At 75.1% G+C, this 20,639-nt stretch carries 15 protein-coding genes, 1 pseudogene and 1 riboswitch; of the genes and pseudogenes, 14 read left to right on the forward strand and 2 right to left on the reverse strand.

Going from position 1 to position 20,639, the window contains the following annotated elements; all coding sequences use genetic code 11:
* The first annotated feature begins 20 nt into the window (after positions 1-20).
* Positions 21-1,142 carry a diaminopropionate ammonia-lyase gene (locus HD595_RS08660; RefSeq protein ID WP_253767337.1) on the forward strand — a complete coding sequence of 374 codons (1,122 nt, stop codon included), beginning with the start codon at positions 21-23 and terminating at the stop codon, positions 1,140-1,142.
* A 113-nt stretch (positions 1,143-1,255) separates the two neighbouring features.
* Positions 1,256-2,719 (forward strand): vanadium-dependent haloperoxidase, encoded by a 1,464-nt coding sequence (locus HD595_RS08665; protein ID WP_253767339.1) that lies wholly within the window; start codon positions 1,256-1,258, stop codon positions 2,717-2,719.
* Positions 2,720-2,789: 70 nt separating this feature from the next.
* Here the strand turns inward: HD595_RS08665 and HD595_RS08670 are convergent, their stop codons facing one another.
* Positions 2,790-6,242, reverse strand: a complete 3,453-nt coding sequence (locus tag HD595_RS08670) for a WD40 repeat domain-containing serine/threonine protein kinase (RefSeq protein ID WP_253767341.1) — start codon at positions 6,240-6,242, stop codon at positions 2,790-2,792.
* Between the two features lie 167 nt (positions 6,243-6,409).
* Here HD595_RS08670 and HD595_RS08675 point away from each other — a divergent pair, with 167 nt between their 5' ends.
* Positions 6,410-8,695 carry a M28 family peptidase gene (locus HD595_RS08675; RefSeq protein WP_253767343.1) on the forward strand — a complete coding sequence of 762 codons (2,286 nt, stop codon included), beginning with the start codon at positions 6,410-6,412 and terminating at the stop codon, positions 8,693-8,695.
* A gap of 369 nt (positions 8,696-9,064) precedes the next feature.
* On the opposite strand, the gene HD595_RS08680 is transcribed toward HD595_RS08675, so the two are convergent.
* Positions 9,065-9,757 carry a GNAT family N-acetyltransferase gene (locus HD595_RS08680; protein WP_253767345.1) on the reverse strand — a complete coding sequence of 231 codons (693 nt, stop codon included), beginning with the start codon at positions 9,755-9,757 and terminating at the stop codon, positions 9,065-9,067.
* Between the two features lie 64 nt (positions 9,758-9,821).
* Between HD595_RS08680 and HD595_RS08685 the strand changes: the two genes are divergently transcribed.
* The 11 genes and pseudogenes from HD595_RS08685 (at position 9,822) to HD595_RS08730 (ending at position 20,639) form a co-directional block, all read left to right on the forward strand.
* Positions 9,822-10,343, forward strand: a complete 522-nt coding sequence (locus tag HD595_RS08685; protein WP_253767347.1) for a carboxymuconolactone decarboxylase family protein — start codon at positions 9,822-9,824, stop codon at positions 10,341-10,343.
* A gap of 243 nt (positions 10,344-10,586) precedes the next feature.
* Positions 10,587-10,735: riboswitch (cyclic di-AMP (ydaO/yuaA leader) on the forward strand.
* 13 nt (positions 10,736-10,748) lie between these two features.
* Positions 10,749-11,624 (forward strand): CHAP domain-containing protein, encoded by an 876-nt coding sequence (locus HD595_RS08690; RefSeq protein ID WP_301309473.1) that lies wholly within the window; start codon positions 10,749-10,751, stop codon positions 11,622-11,624.
* Between the two features lie 231 nt (positions 11,625-11,855).
* The gene (locus HD595_RS08695; protein WP_253781107.1) at positions 11,856-12,830 is read left to right on the forward strand and encodes a C40 family peptidase; all 975 of its coding nucleotides are present in this window, start codon (positions 11,856-11,858) and stop codon (positions 12,828-12,830) included.
* Positions 12,831-12,936: 106 nt separating this feature from the next.
* Positions 12,937-13,494, forward strand: a complete 558-nt coding sequence (locus HD595_RS08700; protein WP_253767349.1) for a dihydrofolate reductase family protein — start codon at positions 12,937-12,939, stop codon at positions 13,492-13,494.
* Positions 13,495-13,571: 77 nt separating this feature from the next.
* Positions 13,572-13,832 (forward strand): twin-arginine translocase TatA/TatE family subunit, encoded by a 261-nt coding sequence (locus HD595_RS08705; protein ID WP_253767351.1) that lies wholly within the window; start codon positions 13,572-13,574, stop codon positions 13,830-13,832.
* Positions 13,833-13,955: 123 nt separating this feature from the next.
* Positions 13,956-14,384, forward strand: a complete 429-nt coding sequence (locus HD595_RS08710) for a Fur family transcriptional regulator (RefSeq protein ID WP_253767353.1) — start codon at positions 13,956-13,958, stop codon at positions 14,382-14,384.
* 34 nt (positions 14,385-14,418) lie between these two features.
* On the forward strand, positions 14,419-16,653 hold the full coding sequence (gene katG, locus HD595_RS08715; RefSeq protein WP_253767355.1) for a catalase/peroxidase HPI: 2,235 nt from the start codon (positions 14,419-14,421) through the stop codon (positions 16,651-16,653).
* 126 nt (positions 16,654-16,779) lie between these two features.
* Positions 16,780-17,262, forward strand: a pseudogene (locus tag HD595_RS47190) (MFS transporter); the annotation flags it as partial.
* A gap of 247 nt (positions 17,263-17,509) precedes the next feature.
* Positions 17,510-18,265 (forward strand): MFS transporter, encoded by a 756-nt coding sequence (locus HD595_RS08720; RefSeq protein WP_253767356.1) that lies wholly within the window; start codon positions 17,510-17,512, stop codon positions 18,263-18,265.
* Positions 18,266-18,490: 225 nt separating this feature from the next.
* Positions 18,491-19,129, forward strand: coding sequence for a biotin transporter BioY (locus HD595_RS08725; protein WP_253767358.1), 639 nt, complete (start codon positions 18,491-18,493; stop codon positions 19,127-19,129).
* Between the two features lie 7 nt (positions 19,130-19,136).
* The gene (locus HD595_RS08730) at positions 19,137-20,639 is read left to right on the forward strand and encodes a class I adenylate-forming enzyme family protein (protein ID WP_253767360.1); all 1,503 of its coding nucleotides are present in this window, start codon (positions 19,137-19,139) and stop codon (positions 20,637-20,639) included.

The raw sequence follows: 20,639 nt of genomic DNA on the forward strand, positions 1-20,639 counted from the left end.
GGGCATGGCACGCTGATCGGGTGCCACCGAGCTCATCGACATCCACGCCCGCCTGGTTCGCGCGGGCGGGCGCCCGCGCCTGGAGGTGCGCCCCCGCTCCCGCGGTCGTGCGCGACTTCCACGCCTCGCTGCCCGGCTACGCCCCCACTCCCCTGGCCGAGCTGCCCGCCCTCGCCGCCGAGCTGGGCGTCGGGCGGGTCTTCGTCAAGGACGAGTCGTCCCGCCTGGGACTGCCCGCGTTCAAGGCGCTCGGCGCGTCATGGGCGGTCCACCGCGCCCTCGCCGAGCGCGCGGCGGCCGGTGACGTCCAGGACGGACCGGTCACCCTCGTGACCGCCACCGACGGCAACCACGGCCGCGCCGTCGCCCGCACCGCCCGGCTGCTCGGCCTGCGGGCCCGCGTGCTCGTCCCGCGCGGCGTGCATCCCCAGGCCGTGGCCGCCATCGCCGCCGAAGGGGCCGAGGTCACCGAGGTCGCCGGGTCGTACGACGACGCGGTGCGCCTGGCGGCCGAGACCGCCGCGGCCCCGGACGCGCTCCTCGTCCAGGACACCGCCTGGCCCGGCTACGAGCAGATCCCGGGCTGGATCGTCGAGGGCTACTCCACCCTGCTCGCCGAGACCGACACGCAGCTCGCCGCCGCCGGTGTGACCTCGCCCGGCCTGGTGGCCGTGCCCGTCGGCGTGGGCTCGCTCGCCCAGGCCGTCGTCACGCACTACCGCAGCCGTACGGCCGGACACCCCCCGGCGCTGCTGGCCGTGGAGCCCGGCGCCGCGGCCTGCGTGCTGGCGAGCCTCGTGCGCGGGGAGCCCGTCGCCATCGCGACCGGCGAGACCATCATGGCCGGGCTGAACTGCGGCACCCCGTCCAGCGCCGCCTGGCCGTACCTGATGGGCGGCCTGGACGCGGCCGTCGCCGTCACGGACGCCGACGCCGCCTGCGCGGCGCGCGACCTCGCCGCGCTCGGCGTCTCCTCCGGCCCCTGCGGCGCCGCCTCGCTCGCGGGCGTCCGGGCCGCGCTGACCGGCGACGGGCACGACGAGCGCCGCGCGGCCCTGGGCCTCGGACCGGACGCGGCGCTCGTGCTGCTCAGCACCGAGGGTGCCGCCGCCAACCCCCACGCCGGCCACCCGCTCCCGTGACCCGCACCAGGGGATAGGCAACACCCACCTTCGAGTTAGCTCGAATACGCGTTCGAGCATGGCATGATCGCCAGGCCAGATGCACGGGGGCCCGCTACGCGAGGAGATCTGCCATGCCCGACCGGACGTCCTTACGCGCGCTCGCGCTCACCGTGGCGGCCACCGCCACGCTGCTCCTGCCCGCCGCCTTAGCCCACCCGGCGACGGCCTCCCCGGCGTCCGCGGGGGCGCACACCGGGGCCGGGCGCAACGTCGTGGTGCGATGGAACGAGGCGGTGCTGGCCGCCGTGCGCACCGGCACCCTCGGCCCGCCGCAGGTGGCCAGGGCCCTGGCCGTGGTCCACACCTGCGCGTACGACGCGTGGGCCGCCTACGACGCGGTCGCCGTCGGCACCCGGCTGGGCGGCTCGCTGCGCCGGCCCGAGCCGGAGCGCACCGAGGCCAACCGCGCCGAGGCCATCAGCTACGCCGCCCACCAGGCCGCCGCCGACCTCTACCCCGCGCAGCGGCCCGCCTTCGACGCCCTGATGACCGAGCTGGGCTACGACCCGGCCGACACCTCCGGCCAGCCGGCCCGCACCGGCCTGGCCGCCTGCGCGGCGGTGCTCGACCACCGGCACGCCGACGGCTCCAACCAGCTCGGCGGCTACGCCGACACCACCGGCTACGCCCCGGTCAACGCCCCGATGGTCGTCGCCGATCCGCTGACCTCGGTCGACGACCCGAGCCGCTGGCAGCCGCTCACGTACCGCAACAAGGCCGGGGTGGTGGTGACGCCGCCGTTCCTGGCGCCCCACTGGGGCGGGGTGGCGTCGTTCAGCGGCCGGGCCCGCGCCCTCGCCGACGGCGTGCCCGCGCCCGCGGCCAACGGCACGACCGCCTTCCGGGCGCAGGCCGCCGAGATCGTGGCGGGCACGGCGGCGCTGACCGACCATCAGAAGGCGATCGCCGAGTACTGGGCCGACGGCCCGAACAGCGAGACCCCGCCCGGCCACTGGTGCCTGTTCGCCCAGCAGGTGTCGGCGCGCGACGGCCACGGCCTGGACGACGACGTGAAGATGTTCTTCGCGCTGGCCAACTCGGTGATGGACGCCGGGATCGCCGCTTGGGAGGTCAAGCGCGACCACGACTCCGTCCGCCCGATCACCGCGGTCCGCTACCTGTACCAGGGCCGGCGGATCCCCACCTGGGGCGGCCGGGTGATCGACGGCGCCACCTGGGTGCCCTACCAGGTGCCCACGTTCCCGACGCCGCCGTTCGCGGAGTACGTCTCGGGACACAGCACGTTCAGCGGGGCGGCGGCCGAGGTGCTGCGCAGCTTCACGGGCGGCGACGCGTTCGGCGGCCAGGCCGTGATCGCCAAGGGCTCGTCGCAGGTCGAGCCGGGCGTCACCCCGGCCGCCGACGTGACGCTGCGCTGGCACACCTTCTCCGAGGCGGCCGACCAGGCCGGGCTGTCAAGGCGCTACGGCGGCATCCACTTCCGCGCCGGCGACCTGCAGGGCCGCGCCCTCGGCCGGGCGGTCGGCGCCGCGGCCTGGCAGCGCGCCCAGGCGTACTGGTCCGGCCAGGGCTGACGACGCCCCGCTCATGACGGCGCCCGGGCGCCGGTGCGGTCAGCACCCCGGCCGGTACGCCCGGCCGAGGTCAGCACCCCGGTCGGTACGCCCGGCCGGGGAGGTGGCGCGCCCACTCCGCCGCGGTGAGGCCGCGCCCGGCCCGGGCGCAGACCGCCTGGATCAGCGGCCCGACCGCCACGGGCAGCCGGGTCAGCCGCGCCTTGCGGCCGATCGCCACCACCTCCGCCGAGTCCGCGGTGAAGACGACCGACCGCGCGCTGTCCGTCAGCCGGGCCACGGGCCCGACCGGCTGCCCCCGCCCCACGTCCCAGACGGTCAGCGTCTTGTCCTGCGACGCGAACGCGAACAGCCGGTCGTCGGGCGAGAACGCCGCCGCCCACGGCGCCGCCCCCACCCGCAGCCAGTCGCCCACCTGCGCCCCCGTGCGCGTGTCCCACACGCCGACCTTGCCGGCGAAGTCCGCGGCGACCAGCTTCGCGTCCGCGTCGAACCAGACGTCCTCGGTCGCGCCCGGGAACGGCAGCCGCGGCCCGTAGGGCTGCCCGCTCTCCAGGTCGACCATCCGCAGCCGGTCCGCGTCGAGACCGACCAGCCGGCCCCGCGCGGTCACCGTCCAGCCGGACAGGCGCGGCCTGGACACCTGCTTGACCCGCCGCCCGCCGGGCAGCCCCCACAGGGTGAACGTCCTGGCCTCGGCCGTCCACAGCCCGGCCGGGCCGGGAAGCGAGCCGTCGGTGATGCCGGAGAGCGGCACCCTGGCCAGTTCGCCGCCCGTGGCGGTGTCCCAGACGACGACGTCCTCGCTGCGCCGCAGCGCCAGCCGGCGGCCGTCGCGGCTGAAGCTGAGCTCGCTGTCGTACGGGTCCGACGGACCGGCCGCCAGCGCCCGCCCGGCCGTCCGCGCCCTGGACGGGTCCCACCCGCGGGGGTCGGCCAGCCGCACGTCGGAGGCGTCCAGCGCGTGGGAGGCGAGGAGCCGGCCGCCCGGGTCGAGCTCCACCTCGTCCGCGGGCTCCGCCTCGACCGTGTACGGCGGGAGCGTGACGACCGTGTCCTCGCTCAGGTACCGCACACCGTCCGGCCCGAACCCGATCGCGGAGGCCAGGTCGGGGAGCGTGCGCTCGTACACCAGGGGCTCGTCGGCGTCCACCTCGTAGAGCCGCAGCGTCGCGCCGAGCCCCGCGAGCACCTGGCCGTCCCGGTCGAACACCGGTGTCGCCATGCGGTCCCAGTCCGCGAGGAAGGTCAGCTCCTTGCGGGTGCGGGCGTCGAAGACGGTGAGCCCCTTGTCGTCGCCGATGGCCAGCCGCCGCCCGTCGCGGCTGAAGCCCGCCCACGCGGCGCAGTTGGAGCAGATCCCGGGGAAGCCCGGCAGGGCCTTCCCGGAGGGCAGCGCCCACCGCTTGCCGCCCGCCACGACGTAGTCGCCGCCGGGGTGGACCGCCACCTTGTCCAGCGTTGGCACCATGGTGCTCCGGCCGGTGCGCGGATCGCGGATGGTCTTGCCCTGCCCGGTGTCGATGACGAGGAGGCCGCCGCTGAAGGAGATCTGCAGGTCGATCTCCTCGCTTGCGGGCACGCGCGGGCCCACCCGGGCGCCGGTGGCGAGGTTCCACAGGGCCACGCCCTTGGTGTCGGCCACCGCCAGCAGGCGGCCGTCCTCGCTGACCGCGACCTGCCGCAACCGGGCCGCGGGACGGCCGGGGGTGGTGAGGGCGCCGGTGAAGCCGCCCGTGCGGCGGCCGGTCGCCACGTCCCAGACCCGCGCCTCGCCGGGGCTGACGCTGACCAGCGTGCGGCCGTCGACGCTGAGCGCGCGGGCCACGTCCGGGCCCGTCGCGGGGTCGTGGAAGGCGCCGGTGGCCTGGTCGGCGAGCGAGGCGAACAGGCTCGACCGCGCCTCGGCCGTGGGCGAGAGCCGTCCGGCCGCCGCGCTGAGCAGCATGGCGAGCACGGGGTCGCGGCCGCGCACCGACTCGGCGACGCCCGCCAGCCGGGCGGACTCCGACGTGTCGCGCTGCCGGGCGAGCGTCTCCCCCTGCTCGGCCAGGGTGACGCTCTGCCGTACCGCGAGGCCGCCCGCGACCAGCGACACCACCAGCAGCACGCCGAGGCCGGCGGCCAGCGCTCTGGTGCGCCGCGAGCGGCGCCTGGTGAGCGCCGCGCCGGCCTCCAGGAAGTCCCGTTCGGCACGCGTGAGGGTGATGTTGCGGCGTTCGGCGGCGGCCCAGCGCAGCGCGTCGTCGAGGGAGCTGCCGTGCAGGAGGTCGGCGTCCTTGCGCCCGCGCTCCTCCCAGCGCTCGGCGGCCGTCCAGATCTGCCGGTGGATGGACAGCCCGTCCCGGTTGGCCGCGATCCAGGCGCGCAGCCGGGGCCAGGCCAGCGGCAGGGCGGGCCGCAGCAGGCGGAGCCGCTCCCCGCCGTCCACGGCCGACACGAGGTAGGGGAAGGCGGTCAGCACGCGATCGGCGTCGGCGGGCAGCTCGCTCCTGCGGGCCTCGCGCGGCATGAGGAAGCCGTCCTCGGTGACCGTGACCAGGCGCAGGAAGACGTCCGGCACGAGCTCCCGGTCGGCGGGCGAGAGGGCGGCGTAGGCGTCCTCGGCGATGACGCCGAGCGCCGGGTCGTCGCCGGGCGCCCCGAGCCGACCGCCGTCGTCGGCGCCGCGCGCGAGCAGCCGCGCCGTCTCCCCCGCCGCCCCGTCCGCCCCGGCGGGACCGTCCGCGTTGAGGAGCCCCAGCAGCAGCTCGCGCGAGCGCGGGCGGCGCGCCGCGTCCTTGGCGAGCGCTGCGCGGACCAGGCCGCGCAGCGAGCCGGGCAGCACGGCGAGGTCGGGCTCGTGCGAGAGCACCCGGTGCATGACCGCGCCCAGCGACTCCCCCGAGAACGGATCCTTCCCGGTGGCCGCGAACAGCACCACGGCGCCCCACGCGAACACGTCCGCGGCCGGCCCCACGCGCTCCCCCGAGAACGCCTCGGGCGCCATGTAGCCGGGCGTGCCCGCCACCACCCCGGTCGTCGTGAGCGACATCTCCTGCGTCCTGGCCACACCGAAGTCGATCACCCGCGGGCCGTCGGGCCCGAGCAGCACGTTGTCGGGCTTGAGGTCGCGGTGGACGACGCCCGCGTCGTGGACGGCGGTCAGCGCGGTGGCGATCGCCGTGGCCAGCCGGTGCAGGTCGTCCCCGGCGAAGCGCCGGCCGCCCGTAACGGCCTCCCGCAGGCTCGCGCCCTCGACGTACTCGCTGACGATGTACGGCCTGGGCCCGTCGAGATCGGCGCCGAGGACCCGGGCGGTGCAGAACGACGCCACCCGCTGCGCCGCGACGACCTCCCTGGCCATCCGCCCCCGCAGCTCCTTCTGGCCGGCCAGGTCGCCCCGCAGCACCTTGACCGCCACCCGCGTGCCGGCCTGGTCGTACGCCTCGTACACGACGCCCTGGCCGCCCGCGCCCAGCCGCCCGGCCAGCCAGTACGCGCCGAGCCGCTGCGGGTCCCCGTCGATCAGTGCGTTGCTCACGCGGGGTTGGACTACCGCCGCGCCCGGTTGGTTGGCCGCTCGGACGATCAGGGCGCGGCCGGGCGATCCCGGCGGGCGCGCTGACGAAGCACTGCGGAAAACCACAGGTCATTCCGGGCACACGCCTCATTACCCCCCGTAAGGGCACGGACCTAGCGTTCCTCGTCATGACCGGAACGTTGATCGAGGCGCCGCGCCGGGTCGTGGCGGGGCTGTCGGCCCTGCTCGTCCTCGCCGCGCTGATCATGCTGACCGCCATGGCGGACAGCACCATGCAACCCCTGCCCGCCTCGGCGCCCAGCAGCGAGTTCAGCGCCGGGCGGGCCCTGCGGCATCTCGAACGCTTCGCCACCGAGCCGCGCCCGATCGGCGGCGCGGCCGGCGCGCGGGCCAGGGACTACCTGGCCGGGCAGCTACGGGCCGCGGGGCTGGAGGTCATGACGCAACGGGCGATCGGCGCCAACGCCTCGACGGGACTGGCCTCGTTCGGGCAGGTGCACAACCTGGTGGCGGTACGGCGCGGCAGCGACCCGACCGGGACGGTGCTGATCGCGGCGCACTACGACTCGGCGTCCATGGGCCCCGGCGCCTCCGACGACGCCGCGGCCGTCGCCGCGATGCTGGAGACCGTACGGGCGCTCGGCGGCACCGCGCTCCGCAACGACCTCGTGCTGCTGATGAGCGACGGCGAGGAGGACGGCGTGCTCGGCGCGGAGGCGTTCGCCCGCGAGCACCCGCTGGGCCGCGAGGGCGGGGTGCTCCTCAACTTCGAGGCCCGCGGGGTCGCCGGGCCTTCCATGCTGTTCGAGACCACCCCCGGCGACGCCGAGCTGGTGCGCGCGTTCGGGCAGTCCGTGCCGCACCCGCGCGGCAACTCCTCCCTGATGGCCATCTACCGCCTGCTGCCGAACAACACCGACTTCACGCCGCTGACCCAGGCCGGGTTCACCGGCATGAACTTCGCCTACCTCGAACGCTCCTCCCGCTACCACACCGCCCAGGACTCCCTGGACCAGCTCGACCGGGGCAGCCTCCAGCACCACGGCTCCACGATGCTGGCGCTGGCCCGCACGCTGGGGAACGCGGACCTCGCGACGCTGCGGGCGGGCCACGACGCCACGTACTTCCGGGTCCTCGGCGTCATGGTGCGCTATCCGCAGGGCCTCGTGTGGCCGCTCGCCCTGCTGGCCGTGGCCGCGGTCGCGGGGCTCGCGCTGGTGGCCCGCCGCAGGCGGCTGCTCAGCCTGCCGCGCCTGGCCGTGGGCGTGGTGTCCGGGATCGCGCCGCTCGCGCTGGCCGTGGTGCTGGCCCAGGGGCAGTGGCAGGTGATGGCCGGGGTCCAGCCCGTGTACGACGTGATGGGCGGGCTGCTGCACCGGCCGGGGCCGTTCCAGGCGGCCGTCGCGCTGCTGGCCGTGGCCTCGGTGCTGGCCTGGTACGTGGCGCTGCGGCGCGTGGCCGGGCCCGCCGCGCTGGCGGTCGGCGCGCTGGCCTGGCCGGCGGTGCTGGGGGTCGCGTGCGCGGCGTACGCGCCGGGCGCCGCGTTCGTCCTCACCCTGCCCGCGCTGGCGGGCGCGCTCGGCGGGCTGGGCGCGGTGCTGCTGCCGCCGCGCTGGCGGGTGGTGGCGCTGACGGCCGGCGCCTCCCTGGCGGCGGTGCTGCTGCCCGCGATGGCCCGGCTCGTCTTCGAGGGCCTGGGGCTGGCCCTGGGCGGGGCCGCCGCCCTGGTCGTGGCGCTGTTCGCGCTGACGCTGCTGCCCTTCGCCGAGCTGCTGCTGCCCCGGCGGTGGCGCCCGGCCGTGCCGGCCGTCGCCGCGGCGCTCGCCCTCGCCCTCACCGCCGGGGGGCTGGCGGTGGACCGCTTCGACGCGGCCGACCCGGGGCGCACGCATCTGGCGTACGTGATGGACGCCGACGCGCGGACGGCCCACTGGGTCAGCGCCGACACCGACCCGCCCGCCTGGACCAGGCGTCACGTCTCCGGCCACGACACCACCGGGCTCCCGCCCGGCTACGCCCGCGGCGCGCTGTGGACCGGGCCGGCGCCCGCCGCCCCCGCCGCCGCTCCCCGCCTCACGCTGCTGGGCCGCGAGGGCGGCACGATCCGGCTGCGGGTACGCGCCGGTCGCGGCGCCCGCTCGGTGACGCTCCGCGTCGAACGCCCGATCACCGGGGCGACGGCCGCGGCCCGCGGGCTCACGCCCGTGACCGTGCCCGTGACGGGGACGCGAGCCAGGACCTGGCCGGGCGAGGTGCGCTTCCGCGGCCTGCCCGCCGGCGGGGCCGAGATCGCTTTGCGGGTGGCGGGGGCGGGCCCGGTCCGCGTGACGGCGGTCGCCGAGACGGACGGCCTGCGCGCGGTGCCGGGGTTCGCCGCCATGCCACCGTCGCTGGTGGCCTCGACCCGGGAGGACGGCGGCCTCACGGCGGTCACCCGCACGTACACCTTCTGAGGACGGGCGACCTCCTGACGGCGGGCGACCCTCTGGGGGTCGATCTCCAGAGGGTGGGCGACCTTCTGGGGGCGACCTCCAGACGGCGGGCGACCTTCTGGGGGGGCAGCCTTCTGGGGGGATGACCTCCCGACGGCGTGCGCCCCTCTGGGGGCGGCCCCCAGAGGGCGCGCGGCCTCTTGACGGCGCGGCCCTTTTGAGGGGGTCACCCTCTGGTGGCGGGAGAACTCTTGAGGGCGGAAGACCTCCTGAGGGCGACCTTCTCGCGGGAGGCCCGCGGCGCCGTGGGCCGAGAGCGCACGGCGTCGCGCCATGGAGCGGCATGAAGACCGCGCGCGACGGCGTCACGTCCCCACGTCTCCGGGGGCGTCACGTCGCGGGCGGTGCGGGCTCCTCGGTGAGGCCGAAGGCGGTCCAGCCGAGGGCGGGGAAGCCGGCCGCCGCCGCGACGGCGGCCGAGGCCAGGTTGTCGGGGGCGTGCATGTAGGTGGGCACCGCCCCCTCGTCGAGCACCCGGCGGGCGGCCTGGGCGACGAGCGCGCGGGCCAGCCCGCGCCCGCGCGCCTCGGGAGCTGTCACGACCGCCAGCTCGTGACCGTACGGGTCATGCTTCTTGATCCCCACGCCCGCCAGGTGCGCCCCCGTCTCCGGGTCCCGGGCGACCAGCACGTCCCCGCCGAAGGGCCGCAGCCACGCCGGCGTCCCAGGGTCCTCCGCCGCCGTCCACTCCCCGGCCTCGGGCAGGGACGCCGGGGCGAGCGTCCACCGGTAGACGGCGGTGAACCACTCCCGCTCCGGATACCCCACCAGGGCCGGAACGCGCGGACCCAGCGCGGCGAGGTCGGCCTCCTCGGCGTACAGGCGCGTCACCGGCCCGGCGTGCGCGGGCGGGACCGACAGGACACCTCCCTCGGGCGACGCGATCCCCATGACCGGGTGGAGCCTGCCGTCCCAGCCGGGCCGCGTCCGCGCGGGTTCGCCGACGACGTCCAGCTCGGACGCGGGTGGCCAGGCGCCGAGCCAGCGGGTCAGGTGCTCGGCGAGTCGTCCTCCGGGTGTCATTCTCCAGCCTCCTCGATACGGTGCGGGGGTATAGTATCGCCACCCGAGACCGAGGAGTGACCCCATGAGACGTCTGACCCCACTAGCCCCGGCGGAGGCGCCCGGGAAGTCGCGCGAACTGCTGGACGACATCATCGAGAGGAGGGGCGGCGCCGGGGAGATGATCTCCACGATGGCCCACTCCCCGGCCGTGCTCCAGGGCTATCTCGACCTGTCCCGGGCCATGCGCCGCTCGAAGCTGCCCCGCGCCCTCAGCGAGAAGATCTCCCTCGCCGTCCAGGAGCGGATCGGCTGCGGCCTCTGCCTCGACGCCCACACGACGGCCGCGAAGGCGGCGGGACTGAGCGAGGCCGACATCGCCCTCGCCCGCCAGGGCACCTCGGCCGACCCGCGCGAGGCCGCGCTCATCGGCGTCGCCGTCCGCGTCCTCGCCGAGCCGTCCTCGATCACCGACGCGGACGTCGCGGGCCTGCGCGAGCAGGGCTGGAGCGACCGGATCATCGCCGAGCTCCCCGGCCTGGTCGCCCTCAACCTGCTGACCGGCTCCTTCAACCTGCTGGCCGGCCTCGAACCCCACTATGAGTGATAGTAGTCACATCCGCACCGGGCGCGCGCCGATCCCGACAGACTCCACCAAAGGTAAAGGATTCTGCATAAAACCCCAGTTCAGGGATGTTTCATGACAAAAGCCGACAAACCACCTCTTGCCGGGCCCTATACCCATCACTTACCTTGAGCGCCCCGAGGAGTACGGCCGGGAGAGACATCGGCCGGGCTCCTCACCACTGCCAAGACCGCGCCGCCCAGGCGGGATCCGATCCTGCCCGGGTTGGCGCGGCCGCCGAATCCGCGGTCATCGCGGAGCCGGGGACCCAATCCCCTTGGGGTGAATCGGAGCGCCGTCCACGGCGGCGTCCCGTAGGGCACTTCCACGCCCGAACCCGTCAGCTAACCCGGTAGGCGGCATGGAAGCAAGGAGCAAACCCCCAGCATGACCTCGCACGTCCCCTCTCGTGCTCGCACGTCCGCCGCCCTCCCCCGGCTCGCCCTCGGCGTGACGATCGCCGCCGGCGTCGTCCTGTCCGGCCTCCCGGCCTCCGCCGACGACCCCCATTCCGCCGAGCGGACGGCCGCCTCCCGCGGCGCCACCGTCCCCGCCGCCCTGGACGACGTCCCCGCCAAGGCTGACGCCCCGGCCCAGGCTGACGCTCCGGCCCGGGCCGACGCCCCGCCCCAGGACGCCCCGGTCCCGAACAGCGCCCCGATCGAGAAGGTCGCGCCGATCCAGAACAGCGCTCCCGTCGAGAAGATCGCGCAGGCCGCCCCGCCCCAGGTGAACGCCACCGCCCCGAAGACCGCCCCGGCCCACAAGGCCCTGCTGACCGCCGACGCCCTGCTGAAGGTCGCCAAGTCCCAGATCGGCGTGAAGGAGAACCGGGCCGGCGGCGGCACCCGCTTCCACCGTTGGTACATGTCCTCGCCCCGCGCGGCCCAGACCGTGGCCCGCGACGGCGGCAGCATCCGCGCTTACCGCAACGCCCCCTGGTGCGCGATGTTCGTCTCGTGGGTCGGCGAGAAGGCCGGTCTGCAGGACAGCATGGGCGCGGACGCCTACACCGTCGCCTGGGCCAGGTGGTTCAAGAGGCACGAGCGGTGGGGCGGGAAGGCCGAGCGCGGCGCGGTCGTGTTCTTCTCGTGGAACGGCGGGCGCATCCGCAGCATCGACCACGTGGGCCTGGTCAAGAAGGACAACGGGAACGGCACGATCACCACGATCGAGGGCAACACCGGCGACGGCCGCGTGGAACAGCGCGTCAGGCCCAAGTCGCAGGTCGTCGGCTACGGCTACCCCGAGTTCCAGGGCTGACGCCGCGGAGGCGGAGGCTCTCCCCGCCTCCGCGGCCTCCGGAGCCGCGGCCGCGGTGAACGCGCCGCGGCCCGCCCGCGTATCTCCACACGCGGCCCGTACGAGCCGGCCACTACCGCGGCTAGTACGCCGTCGCGCCGGCACGCGCACGAACCGATAGATCAACCAGCCCAAATCCTCTGTACCCTTTCGCCTAAGCTTCGATATCTACGAGGAGGCGTCGTAGTGAGCATGCCGGCAGGGCTCGGGAAGATCGCGTTAGCGGCGGCGCTGGCGGCGGCCGTCCTGGTCGTCACCCCCGGCGCCGCCGTCGCCGAACCGTCGCCGGCGAAGGTCCGGGCGAGGCTCCAGAAGCTCAACGAACGCGCCGACCAGATGGTCGAGCGGTACAACCAGGCCACCGAGGCGTACAAGCGGGCCAAGAAGCGGCACGACGGCCTCGACGCCGAGCTCACCCGCAAGAACGCCCAGGCCACGGAGCTGCGCGAGGACCTCATGGCCGCGGCGGTCGGCGACTACCGCTCGGGCCCGCTGCCCGGCTGGGTCGGGGTCGTCGCCGACGGCGACCCGCGAGCCGTGCTGGGCGGCCTGGCCACCCTCGACCGGATCGCCGAGACCAGGGCGGCGAGGCTGCGGGCCTTCCAGGCGGCGACCAAGGACTTACGCGACCGGTACGGCGAGGCCCGCCGCGTCCTGGCCGAGACCGAGACGGCCCGTGACAGGGTGCGCGGCGAGAGGGCGAAGGTGGAGAAGCTGATCGCCGAGCAGACGAGGCTGCTGCGCCGGATCGGCGCCTTCAGGAGCGGAGACCCCAGGAGCACCGGCATGACGTACTCCGGACCCGCCTCGGGCAACGCCCGCGTGGCGCTGCAGTTCGCCTTCGCCCAGATCGGCAAGCCCTACCGGTTCGGGGGCACGGGGCCGGGCTCGTACGACTGCTCCGGCCTGACCCAGGCGGCCTGGCGCGCCGCCGGCGTCTCGCTGCCCCGCACGACCTGGACGCAGTGGAGCTGGGGCGCCGCCCGCCGCGTCCCCCTGAACGCCCTGCAGCCCGGCGACCTGGTCTTCAGCAAGGGGCTGGGGCACATGGGCATGTACGCGGGCGACGGGAAGATGGTCCACGCGCCGCAGACCGGCGACGTCATCAAGATCAGCGAGCTGGACGGCTACTGGCGCGGCCGCCTCGTCGGCGCCATCCGCCCGTAAGACCATAAGTCCTCCTTAGGGAAGCCGTAAGCGCGGTCCCGCAGGCTGGAGACATCCAGACCACAGCAGGGGCGGCGGACCGCCCCTCTCCCTGAGGAGCACCACCATGCGGAAGATCATCGCCAGCCTGTTCATCTCGCTCGACGGCGTCGTGGAGGAGCCGGCCGCGTGGCACCTGCCCTACTTCAGCGACGAGATGGGCGCCGCCGTGATGGACAGCCTGGCCACCGCCGACACGCTGCTGCTGGGACGCGAGACCTACGACAGCTTCGCCGGGGCCTGGCCGGAGCGGGAGGCGGCGGGCGGCGAGGACGCCGGACTGGGCAAGGCCCTCGGCGACGCGCGGAAGATCGTCGTGTCTCGGCAGCCGCTGGAGTTCACCTGGCGCAACTCCGAACTGCTGCGGGGCGACCTCGCCGAGGCCGTGACCGCGCTGAAGAACGAGCCGGGCGACACGCACATCGCCGTGAGCGGCTCGATCTCGGTCGTCCAGCAGTTGCTGGACGCGGGCCTGCTGGACGAGCTGCGCCTGCTGGTGCACCCGATCGCCGTGCGCAGGGGCCGGCGGCTGTTCGAGGACGGCGAGAACCCCATCCCGCTGACCCTGGTCTCGGCCGAGACCTTCGCCACGGGCGTGCAGCACCTCGTCTACCGGCCCGCCTGAGTCGCTCCCACCCCCGTTGACCTGCGCGGACGTAGGATGGCATAGGGCTTGACCGCGTGCTCCACCACGGGGGGATCATGGAGAATCTCGGGGTCGGCGAGCTGCTCGCCATCGGGCTGGTCCTGTTCATGCTGTTCGGTTCGAAGAAGCTGCCCGACGTGGCCCGCTCCATCGGACGCTCGCTGCGCGCCTTCAAGGCCGAGGCCGCCAAGCCGGACGCGGAGGAGCCGGAGCCCGTGGAGGCGCCCTCGCCGGAGGAGCAGGCGCGGCTGCTGGAGGAGCGGGCCGCCCGCCTGCGGGCCGAGGCGGCCCGCGCCCGCCGCGACGACACCGGCTGACCGCCGCCCGGGCGCTGACCTCGCGAAACACCTGCCGACCACGGCCGGGTCCACGGCGCGCCGCTAAGCTTGCATCGTTCGTTCTCTTGTATTGTTCGTGTTTATGAAGGTAGGTTCGGCGGCATGAGCGCGCCCACCACCGCCGAGGAGCTGCGCGGCGTCGGCCTGCGGGTCACGGCCGCCCGCGTCGCGCTGCTCGAGACCGTCCGGCACGGCGACCACCTCGACGTCGAGGCGATCGCTTCCGGAGTGCGCGACCGCGTGGGCCACATCTCCCTTCAAGCCGTCTATGAGGCCCTGCACGCGCTCACCGCGGCGGGCCTCATACGCCGGATCGAGCCGGCGGGCAGCCCCGCCCGGTTCGAGGGGCGTATCGGGGACAACCATCACCACGTCGTGTGCCGCTCGTGCGGCGTCGTCGCCGACGTCGACTGCGCGGTCGGCGACGCGCCGTGCCTGCACGCCTCCGACGACCACGGCTTCTCGATCGACGAGGCCGAGGTCATCTACTGGGGCCTGTGCCCCGAATGTTCCACCGCCTGCACTTCCTGAGCACGGATCGGCCTTGTCCGACGGAAGGATTCCCATGTCCGAGAACCACGACGCAATCGTCACAGACCCGAAGGCAGACGGCGAAACGGGCGGCTGCCCGGTCGCGCACGGGCGTGCCGCGCACCCCACCCAGGGCGGCGGCAACCACCAGTGGTGGCCGGAGCGGCTCAACCTGAAGATCCTCGCCAAGAACCCCGCCGTGGCCAACCCCCTCGGCGCCGACTTCGACTACGCCGAGGCGTTCAAGAGCCTCGACCTGCCGGCCGTGAAGCGGGACATCGCCGAGGTGCTGACCACCTCGCAGGACTGGTGGCCGGCCGACTTCGGCCACTACGGCCCGTTCATGGTCCGCATGGCCTGGCACAGCGCCGGCACGTACCGCATCAGCGACGGCCGCGGCGGCGCCGGGGCCGGTCAGCAGCGCTTCGCGCCGCTCAACAGCTGGCCGGACAACGGCAACCTCGACAAGGCCCGCCGCCTGCTGTGGCCGGTCAAGAAGAAGTACGGCAAGAATCTCTCGTGGGCCGACCTGCTGATCCTGGCCGGCAACGTCGCCCTGGAGTCGATGGGCTTCAAGACCTTCGGCTACGCCGGCGGCCGCGCCGACGTGTGGGAGCCCGACGAGGACGTCTACTGGGGCCCCGAGACCACCTGGCTCGGCGACGAGCGCTACACCGGCGACCGCGAGCTGGAGAACCCGCTCGGCGCGGTCCAGATGGGCCTCATCTACGTCAACCCGGAGGGCCCGAACGGCAACCCCGACCCGATCGCTGCGGCCCGCGACATCCGCGAGACGTTCCGCCGCATGGCGATGAACGACGAGGAGACGGTCGCCCTGATCGCGGGCGGTCACACCTTCGGCAAGACCCACGGCGCGGGTCCGGCCGACCACGTCGGCCCCGACCCCGAGGCCGCCCCGATCGAGGAGCAGGGCCTCGGCTGGCGCAGCACCTTCGGCACCGGCAAGGGCGGCGACACCATCACCAGCGGCCTTGAGGGCATCTGGACCAACACCCCCATCACCTGGGACAACAGCTTCTTCGAGATCCTCTTCGGCTACGAGTGGGAGCTGTTCAAGAGCCCGGCCGGCGCGCACCAGTGGCGGCCGAAGGACGGCGCCGGCGCCGGCACCGTCCCCGACGCGCACGACCCGTCGAAGAGCCACGCCCCGACGATGCTCACGACGGACCTCTCGCTCCGGTTCGACCCGATCTACGAGCCGATCTCGCGGCGCTTCCTGGAGAACCCCGACGAGTTCGCGGACGCCTTCGCGCGGGCGTGGTTCAAGCTGACCCACCGCGACATGGGCCCGGTCGCGCGCTACCTCGGCCCGGAGGTCCCCTCCGAGGTGCTGCTGTGGCAGGACCCGCTCCCCGAGCGGACCTACGAGCTGATCGACGCCGCCGACGTCGCCACGCTCAAGTCGCAGATCCTGGCCTCGGGCCTGTCGGTGTCGCAGCTCGTGTCCACCGCGTGGGCGTCGGCCTCGTCCTTCCGCGGCAGCGACAAGCGCGGCGGCGCCAACGGCGCCCGCATCCGTCTGCAGCCGCAGAGCGGCTGGGAGGTCAACGACCCCGACCAGCTCGCGACGGTGCTGCGCGTCCTCGAGGGTGTCGCCGACGCCTTCAACGCCTCCCAGACGGGCGGCAAGCGGGTATCGGTGGCCGACGTGATCGTCCTCGCCGGCTCCGCCGCCGTCGAGAAGGCCGCCAAGGACGCCGGCTTCGACGTCCAGGTGCCGTTCACGCCGGGTCGCGTCGACGCCTCGCAGGAGCAGACCGACGTCGAGTCGTTCGCCGCCCTGGAGCCGACCGCCGACGGGTTCCGCAACTACCTCGGCAAGGGCAACCGCCTGCCGGCCGAGTACCTGCTGCTCGACAAGGCCAACCTGCTCACGCTGAGCGCCCCCGAGATGACGGTCCTCGTCGGCGGTCTGCGCGTGCTGGGCGCCAACCACCAGCAGTCGCCGCACGGCGTCCTCACCGCGACCCCCGGGACGCTGACCAACGACTTCTTCGTCAACCTGCTCGACCTGGGCACGGCGTGGAAGGCGACGTCCGAGGACGCGAACACCTTCGAGGGCCGCGACTCCGCCACGGGCGAGGTCAAGTGGACCGGCACCCGGGCCGACCTGGTCTTCGGGTCGAACTCCGAGCTGCGCGCGCTCGCCGAGGTCTACGCGAGCGACGACGCGAAGGAGAAGTTCGTGACCGACTTCGTCGCCGCGTGGGCGAAGGTCATGGACCTCGACCGGTTCGACGTGGCCTGATCACCGCCTGACGGCATCACCGCCTGACGGCTGAGAGCGCCGGACGCCGAGAGCGCCGGTCCGGGGGTTCGCCCCCGGACCGGCGCTCTTTTCTGTTTGACATCCGGCTCCTCATGCTCCACATTCATGTGCGTCACACACCATTTGTGCGACGCACACAGTGTTGCGTCGCGCACGGACTTCAGGAAGGGGACCCCTGTGCCCTCCCCCGCCCGCGCCGCCCCCGCCGACGCGGCCCCCGCCCTCTCGCCGGCGAGGCGGCGCGCCGTCCTGGCCGTCGTCATCGCGGCGAGCGTCCTCGACCTCCTCGACTCCACGATCACCAACGTCGCGGCGCCGACCATCGCCGCCGACCTGCGCGGCGGCGACGCCCTGGTCCAGTGGCTGGGCGCCGGCTACGCCCTCGCGCTGGGCGTCCTGCTCGTGCCCGGCGGCCGACTCGGCGACAAGTACGGCCGCCGCCGCACCTTCCTGGCCGGCATCACCGGTTTCACCCTCGCCTCCATCGCCTGCGGCCTGGCCCCCGGCCCCGCCTCGCTCATCACGGCCCGGCTGATCCAGGGGGCCTTCGGCGCCCTGCTGATCCCCCAGGGGTTCGGCATCCTGAGCGCGGTCTTCCCGCACGACCGGCTCGGCACGGCCTTCATCGCCTTCCTGCCCGCCCTGGGCGGATCCGCCGTCTGCGGTCCCGTCCTGGCGGCCGGCCTGATCGAGGCCGACCTGTTCGGCCTCGGCTGGCGGGCGATGCGTCCTCGGCGGCGCGGTCGTCCTGGCCGCCGCCCGCCTGCTGCCGAAGGACCCCGGCGACGCCGCCGTCTCCCTCGACGGCCCCGGCGCCGCCCTGCTCGCCGCCGCCATGCTCGGCCTGCTCTACGGACTGATCGACGGCTCGGCCCACGGCTGGGGAGCCGCCCCGCTGCTGTGCATGGCCGCCGGCCTGGCCTTCTTCGCCCTGTTCGCCCGGCGTCAGCGCACGGCGGCGAACCCGCTCATCGAGCCGTCCCTGCTGCGCAACCGCGGGTTCACCTCCGGGCTCGTCCTCGGCGTCGCGTACTTCGCGGCGGTGTCGGGCCTGCTGTACGTGCTGTCGCTGTTCATGCAGAAGGGCCTGGGCTTCACGCCGGTGCGGGCGTCGCTGGGCCTGGCGCCGGTGGCGGCGGGCATCGTCGTGGCCTCCGTCGCCTCCCACCGGCTCATCGCCCGCCTCGGCCGCCGCCTCGTCGCCGCCGGCCTCGTCGTCACCCTGGCCGGCATGGGCTGGCTGCTGGTGCTGGTCCTCGTCTCGGGCACCGCCACCGGCGGCTGGTCGCTCGTCGCGCCGGTGCTCGTCGTCGGCCTGGGCATGGGCACCTGCTCCGGAACGGTCTACGTCATCACGGTCGGCGACATCGACCCCGCCGAGTCCGGCAGCGCCGCCGGCTCGCTCACCGCGGTCCAGCAGCTCGCCAACGCCGTCGGCGCCGCCGCCGTGACCACCGTCTACTTCGGCTCCCCGGCCGGCGGCCAGGCCGTCGCGGCCGCGCGCAGCCTCACCGCGGTGGCCGTCACCACCCTCGTCTGCTGCGCCCTGGTACGGCTCCTGCCCCGCGCCGCAGCCCCCCGCCACCACTGACGGCCCCGCCCCGGGCACGGATCCGACCAGGCAGAGGTACGGACCGGCCCCGGGTAAGGTGAACTCCGTTCGGCGCGGCGGCACCGGCCCCGGCACCACGGCGGGATCGCGGCGCCGGGCTCGGCGACGGCTGGACCGCCACCCGCCCTCCGTCAGAGGAGAGCGGGAAATGTTGTGGGATCCCGCCATGTCTGACCGATGACGTCCTGATGTGAGATCTGCCTTATGACACAAGACGAACAGGTGCCGTCCCCGCCCCAGGATTCAGGGGATCACCCGCCCCGCCGCCGGCTCGCCACCGGCGACCTGGCCCGCATCAGCGTCTTCGCCGCCCTGATCGCCGTGCTCGGGCTGCCCGGCGGCCTCAACCTCCTGGGCAACGCGGTGCCGATCACCCTGCAGACGTTCGGCGTCATGCTGGCGGGCGCCGTCCTGGGCGCCCGGCGGGGCGCTCTGGCGGTCGCCGTCCTCCTCGTGCTGGTCGCCGCGGGCCTGCCCCTGCTGGCCGGTGGGCGCGGCGGGCTCGGCGTGTTCACCGGCCCCTCCGCCGGGTTCCTGATCGGCTGGCTCCCGGGCGCCGCCCTGGTCGGCTGGATCGCCGGGAGCGGCGGCCGGACGCCCGGCATCGCGCGGCTCCTGGCGGCGTGCCTGGCCGGCGGCATCGGCGTGGTCTACCTCCTGGGCGTCCCGGTTCAGGCGGCCGTCACCGGCCTCCCGCTGGCCAAGGCCTGGGCGCTGAGCTCGATCTTCCTGCCGGGCGACCTGGCCAAGGCCGTGCTGGCGTCGATCGTGGCGCGCGGCGTGTTCCGGGCCTACCCGGCCGCGGGCGGCGACCGGGCGGCGGCGTCCCAGGGGAGGCGCTGACCCCGACATGCCGGTCTCCGCACAGGTCCTGCGCCACGCCGCCGACCGTCCGCGCCATCCGGCCGTCCGCGGCCGGTCGGGGGAGCTGAGCTACGCCGAGCTCGCCGCCCGGATCACCGGGGCGGCCCGGCGGCTGCCGGACCTCCTCGGCCGAGCGGCCCCACCCTCGCCGGACCTCCTCGGCCGAGCGGCCCCTCCCTCGCCCGACCTCCTCGGCCGAGCGGCCCCTCCCTCGCCGGACCCATCCGGCCTACCCGACCTGAAGGCAGGCCGGGGCGCGCTGGTCGCCGTCAGCCTCGACGACCCGGTCGAGATGCTCGTCGCGGTGCTGGCCGCCGACCTGGCCGGGGCCACGCCGCTGGTGTGCGACCCGTCCTGGGGTCCCGAGCGGCGCGCGCAGGTCATGCGGGCCGTCCCCGTGGACGCCCTCATCGACGCCCCTCTGTCCGCCCCGGCCGCCTCCCCGCCGCCCCCTCCCGGCGCCGGGGCTCCCGGCGACCCGGCGTGGGCCTGCTTCAGCTCCGGCAGCACCGGCCGGCCGCGCGCCGTGGTGCGCACCCGCGCGTCGTGGACGGCCTCCTTCCCGCACCTGAACCGCCTCGCGGGGATCGGGCCCGGCGACGTCGTCCTGATCCCCGGGCCGCTGGTGTCCTCCCTGTACGCCTTCGCCGCCATGCACACCCTGGCCACCGGCGCGACGGCCGTCCTGCCGGGCCGCTGGTCACCGGCCGACCTGGCCGCCGACCTGGCGGAGGCCACCGTCGTCCATCTCGTGCCGCACGGGCTGCCCGACGTGCTGGAGGCCCTGAGCCGGACCCCGAGCCCGCTGCGCACGGCCCTGATCGGCGGCGCGGCGCTGCCGGGCGGCGCGCGCGAGCGGGGGGCGGCGGCCGGCGTCCACGTCGTGTCCTACTACGGCGCCACCGAGCTGTCCTTCGTGGCCGCGGACGCCGACGGCGCCGGGCTGCGCCCGTTCCCCGAGGTCGAGATCGAGGTCCGCACCCAGCACGGGCAGGGCCTCGGCGAGGTCTGGGCCCGCTCCCCCTGGCTGTCCGAGGGCTACCTGGCCGGCGCGACCGGTCCGCTGCGCACCGACGACGCCGGCTGGATGACCGTCGGCGACCTGGCCGAGCCGTACCGGCCGGGCGAGGTGCTGCGCCTGCGCGGCCGCGGTGACGGCGCGATCCAGACGGGCGGCGCGACCGTGGTGCCGGAGGACGTCGAGGAGGTGCTGCGCGGCGTGCCCGGCGTGGGCGACCTCGTGGTCGTCGGCTCGCCCCACCCCTATCTCGGGTCCGTGGTCACCGCCGTCCTGGAGACCCGCGACGCCGCCCCGCCGCCGCGGGCCAGGCTGGAGGCGGCGGCCCGCAGCGGCCTCGACACCGCCCAGCGGCCCCGCCGCTGGTACGCCGTCCCCGAACTGCCCCGCACCCCCACCGGCAAGCCCGCGCGCGGGCTGGTCGCCACCCGTCTCGCCGACGGCGACCCCGGCCTGCGGCGGCTCGGCTGA

Origin of the sequence: Nonomuraea roseoviolacea subsp. carminata (genome assembly GCF_024172185.1) — a bacterium.
In the GTDB taxonomy this organism is placed as follows: Bacteria; Actinomycetota; Actinomycetes; order Streptosporangiales; family Streptosporangiaceae; genus Nonomuraea; species Nonomuraea roseoviolacea.

Excerpts from the sequence above, each read along its gene's own strand:
- HD595_RS08665 (WP_253767339.1), top strand. The coding sequence starts at position 1,256 with ATGCCCGACCGGACGTCCTTACGCGCGCTCGCGCTCACCGTGGCGGCC.
- HD595_RS08675 (WP_253767343.1), top strand. The coding sequence starts at position 6,410 with ATGACCGGAACGTTGATCGAGGCGCCGCGCCGGGTCGTGGCGGGGCTG.
- HD595_RS08680 (WP_253767345.1), bottom strand. The coding sequence starts at position 9,757 with ATGACACCCGGAGGACGACTCGCCGAGCACCTGACCCGCTGGCTCGGC.
- HD595_RS08685 (WP_253767347.1), top strand. The coding sequence starts at position 9,822 with ATGAGACGTCTGACCCCACTAGCCCCGGCGGAGGCGCCCGGGAAGTCG.
- HD595_RS08690 (WP_301309473.1), top strand. The coding sequence starts at position 10,749 with ATGACCTCGCACGTCCCCTCTCGTGCTCGCACGTCCGCCGCCCTCCCC.
- HD595_RS08695 (WP_253781107.1), top strand. The coding sequence starts at position 11,856 with ATGCCGGCAGGGCTCGGGAAGATCGCGTTAGCGGCGGCGCTGGCGGCG.
- HD595_RS08700 (WP_253767349.1), top strand. The coding sequence starts at position 12,937 with ATGCGGAAGATCATCGCCAGCCTGTTCATCTCGCTCGACGGCGTCGTG.
- HD595_RS08705 (WP_253767351.1), top strand. The coding sequence starts at position 13,572 with ATGGAGAATCTCGGGGTCGGCGAGCTGCTCGCCATCGGGCTGGTCCTG.
- HD595_RS08710 (WP_253767353.1), top strand. The coding sequence starts at position 13,956 with ATGAGCGCGCCCACCACCGCCGAGGAGCTGCGCGGCGTCGGCCTGCGG.
- katG (WP_253767355.1), top strand. The coding sequence starts at position 14,419 with ATGTCCGAGAACCACGACGCAATCGTCACAGACCCGAAGGCAGACGGC.
- HD595_RS08720 (WP_253767356.1), top strand. The coding sequence starts at position 17,510 with ATGCTCGGCCTGCTCTACGGACTGATCGACGGCTCGGCCCACGGCTGG.
- HD595_RS08725 (WP_253767358.1), top strand. The coding sequence starts at position 18,491 with ATGACACAAGACGAACAGGTGCCGTCCCCGCCCCAGGATTCAGGGGAT.
- HD595_RS08730 (WP_253767360.1), top strand. The coding sequence starts at position 19,137 with ATGCCGGTCTCCGCACAGGTCCTGCGCCACGCCGCCGACCGTCCGCGC.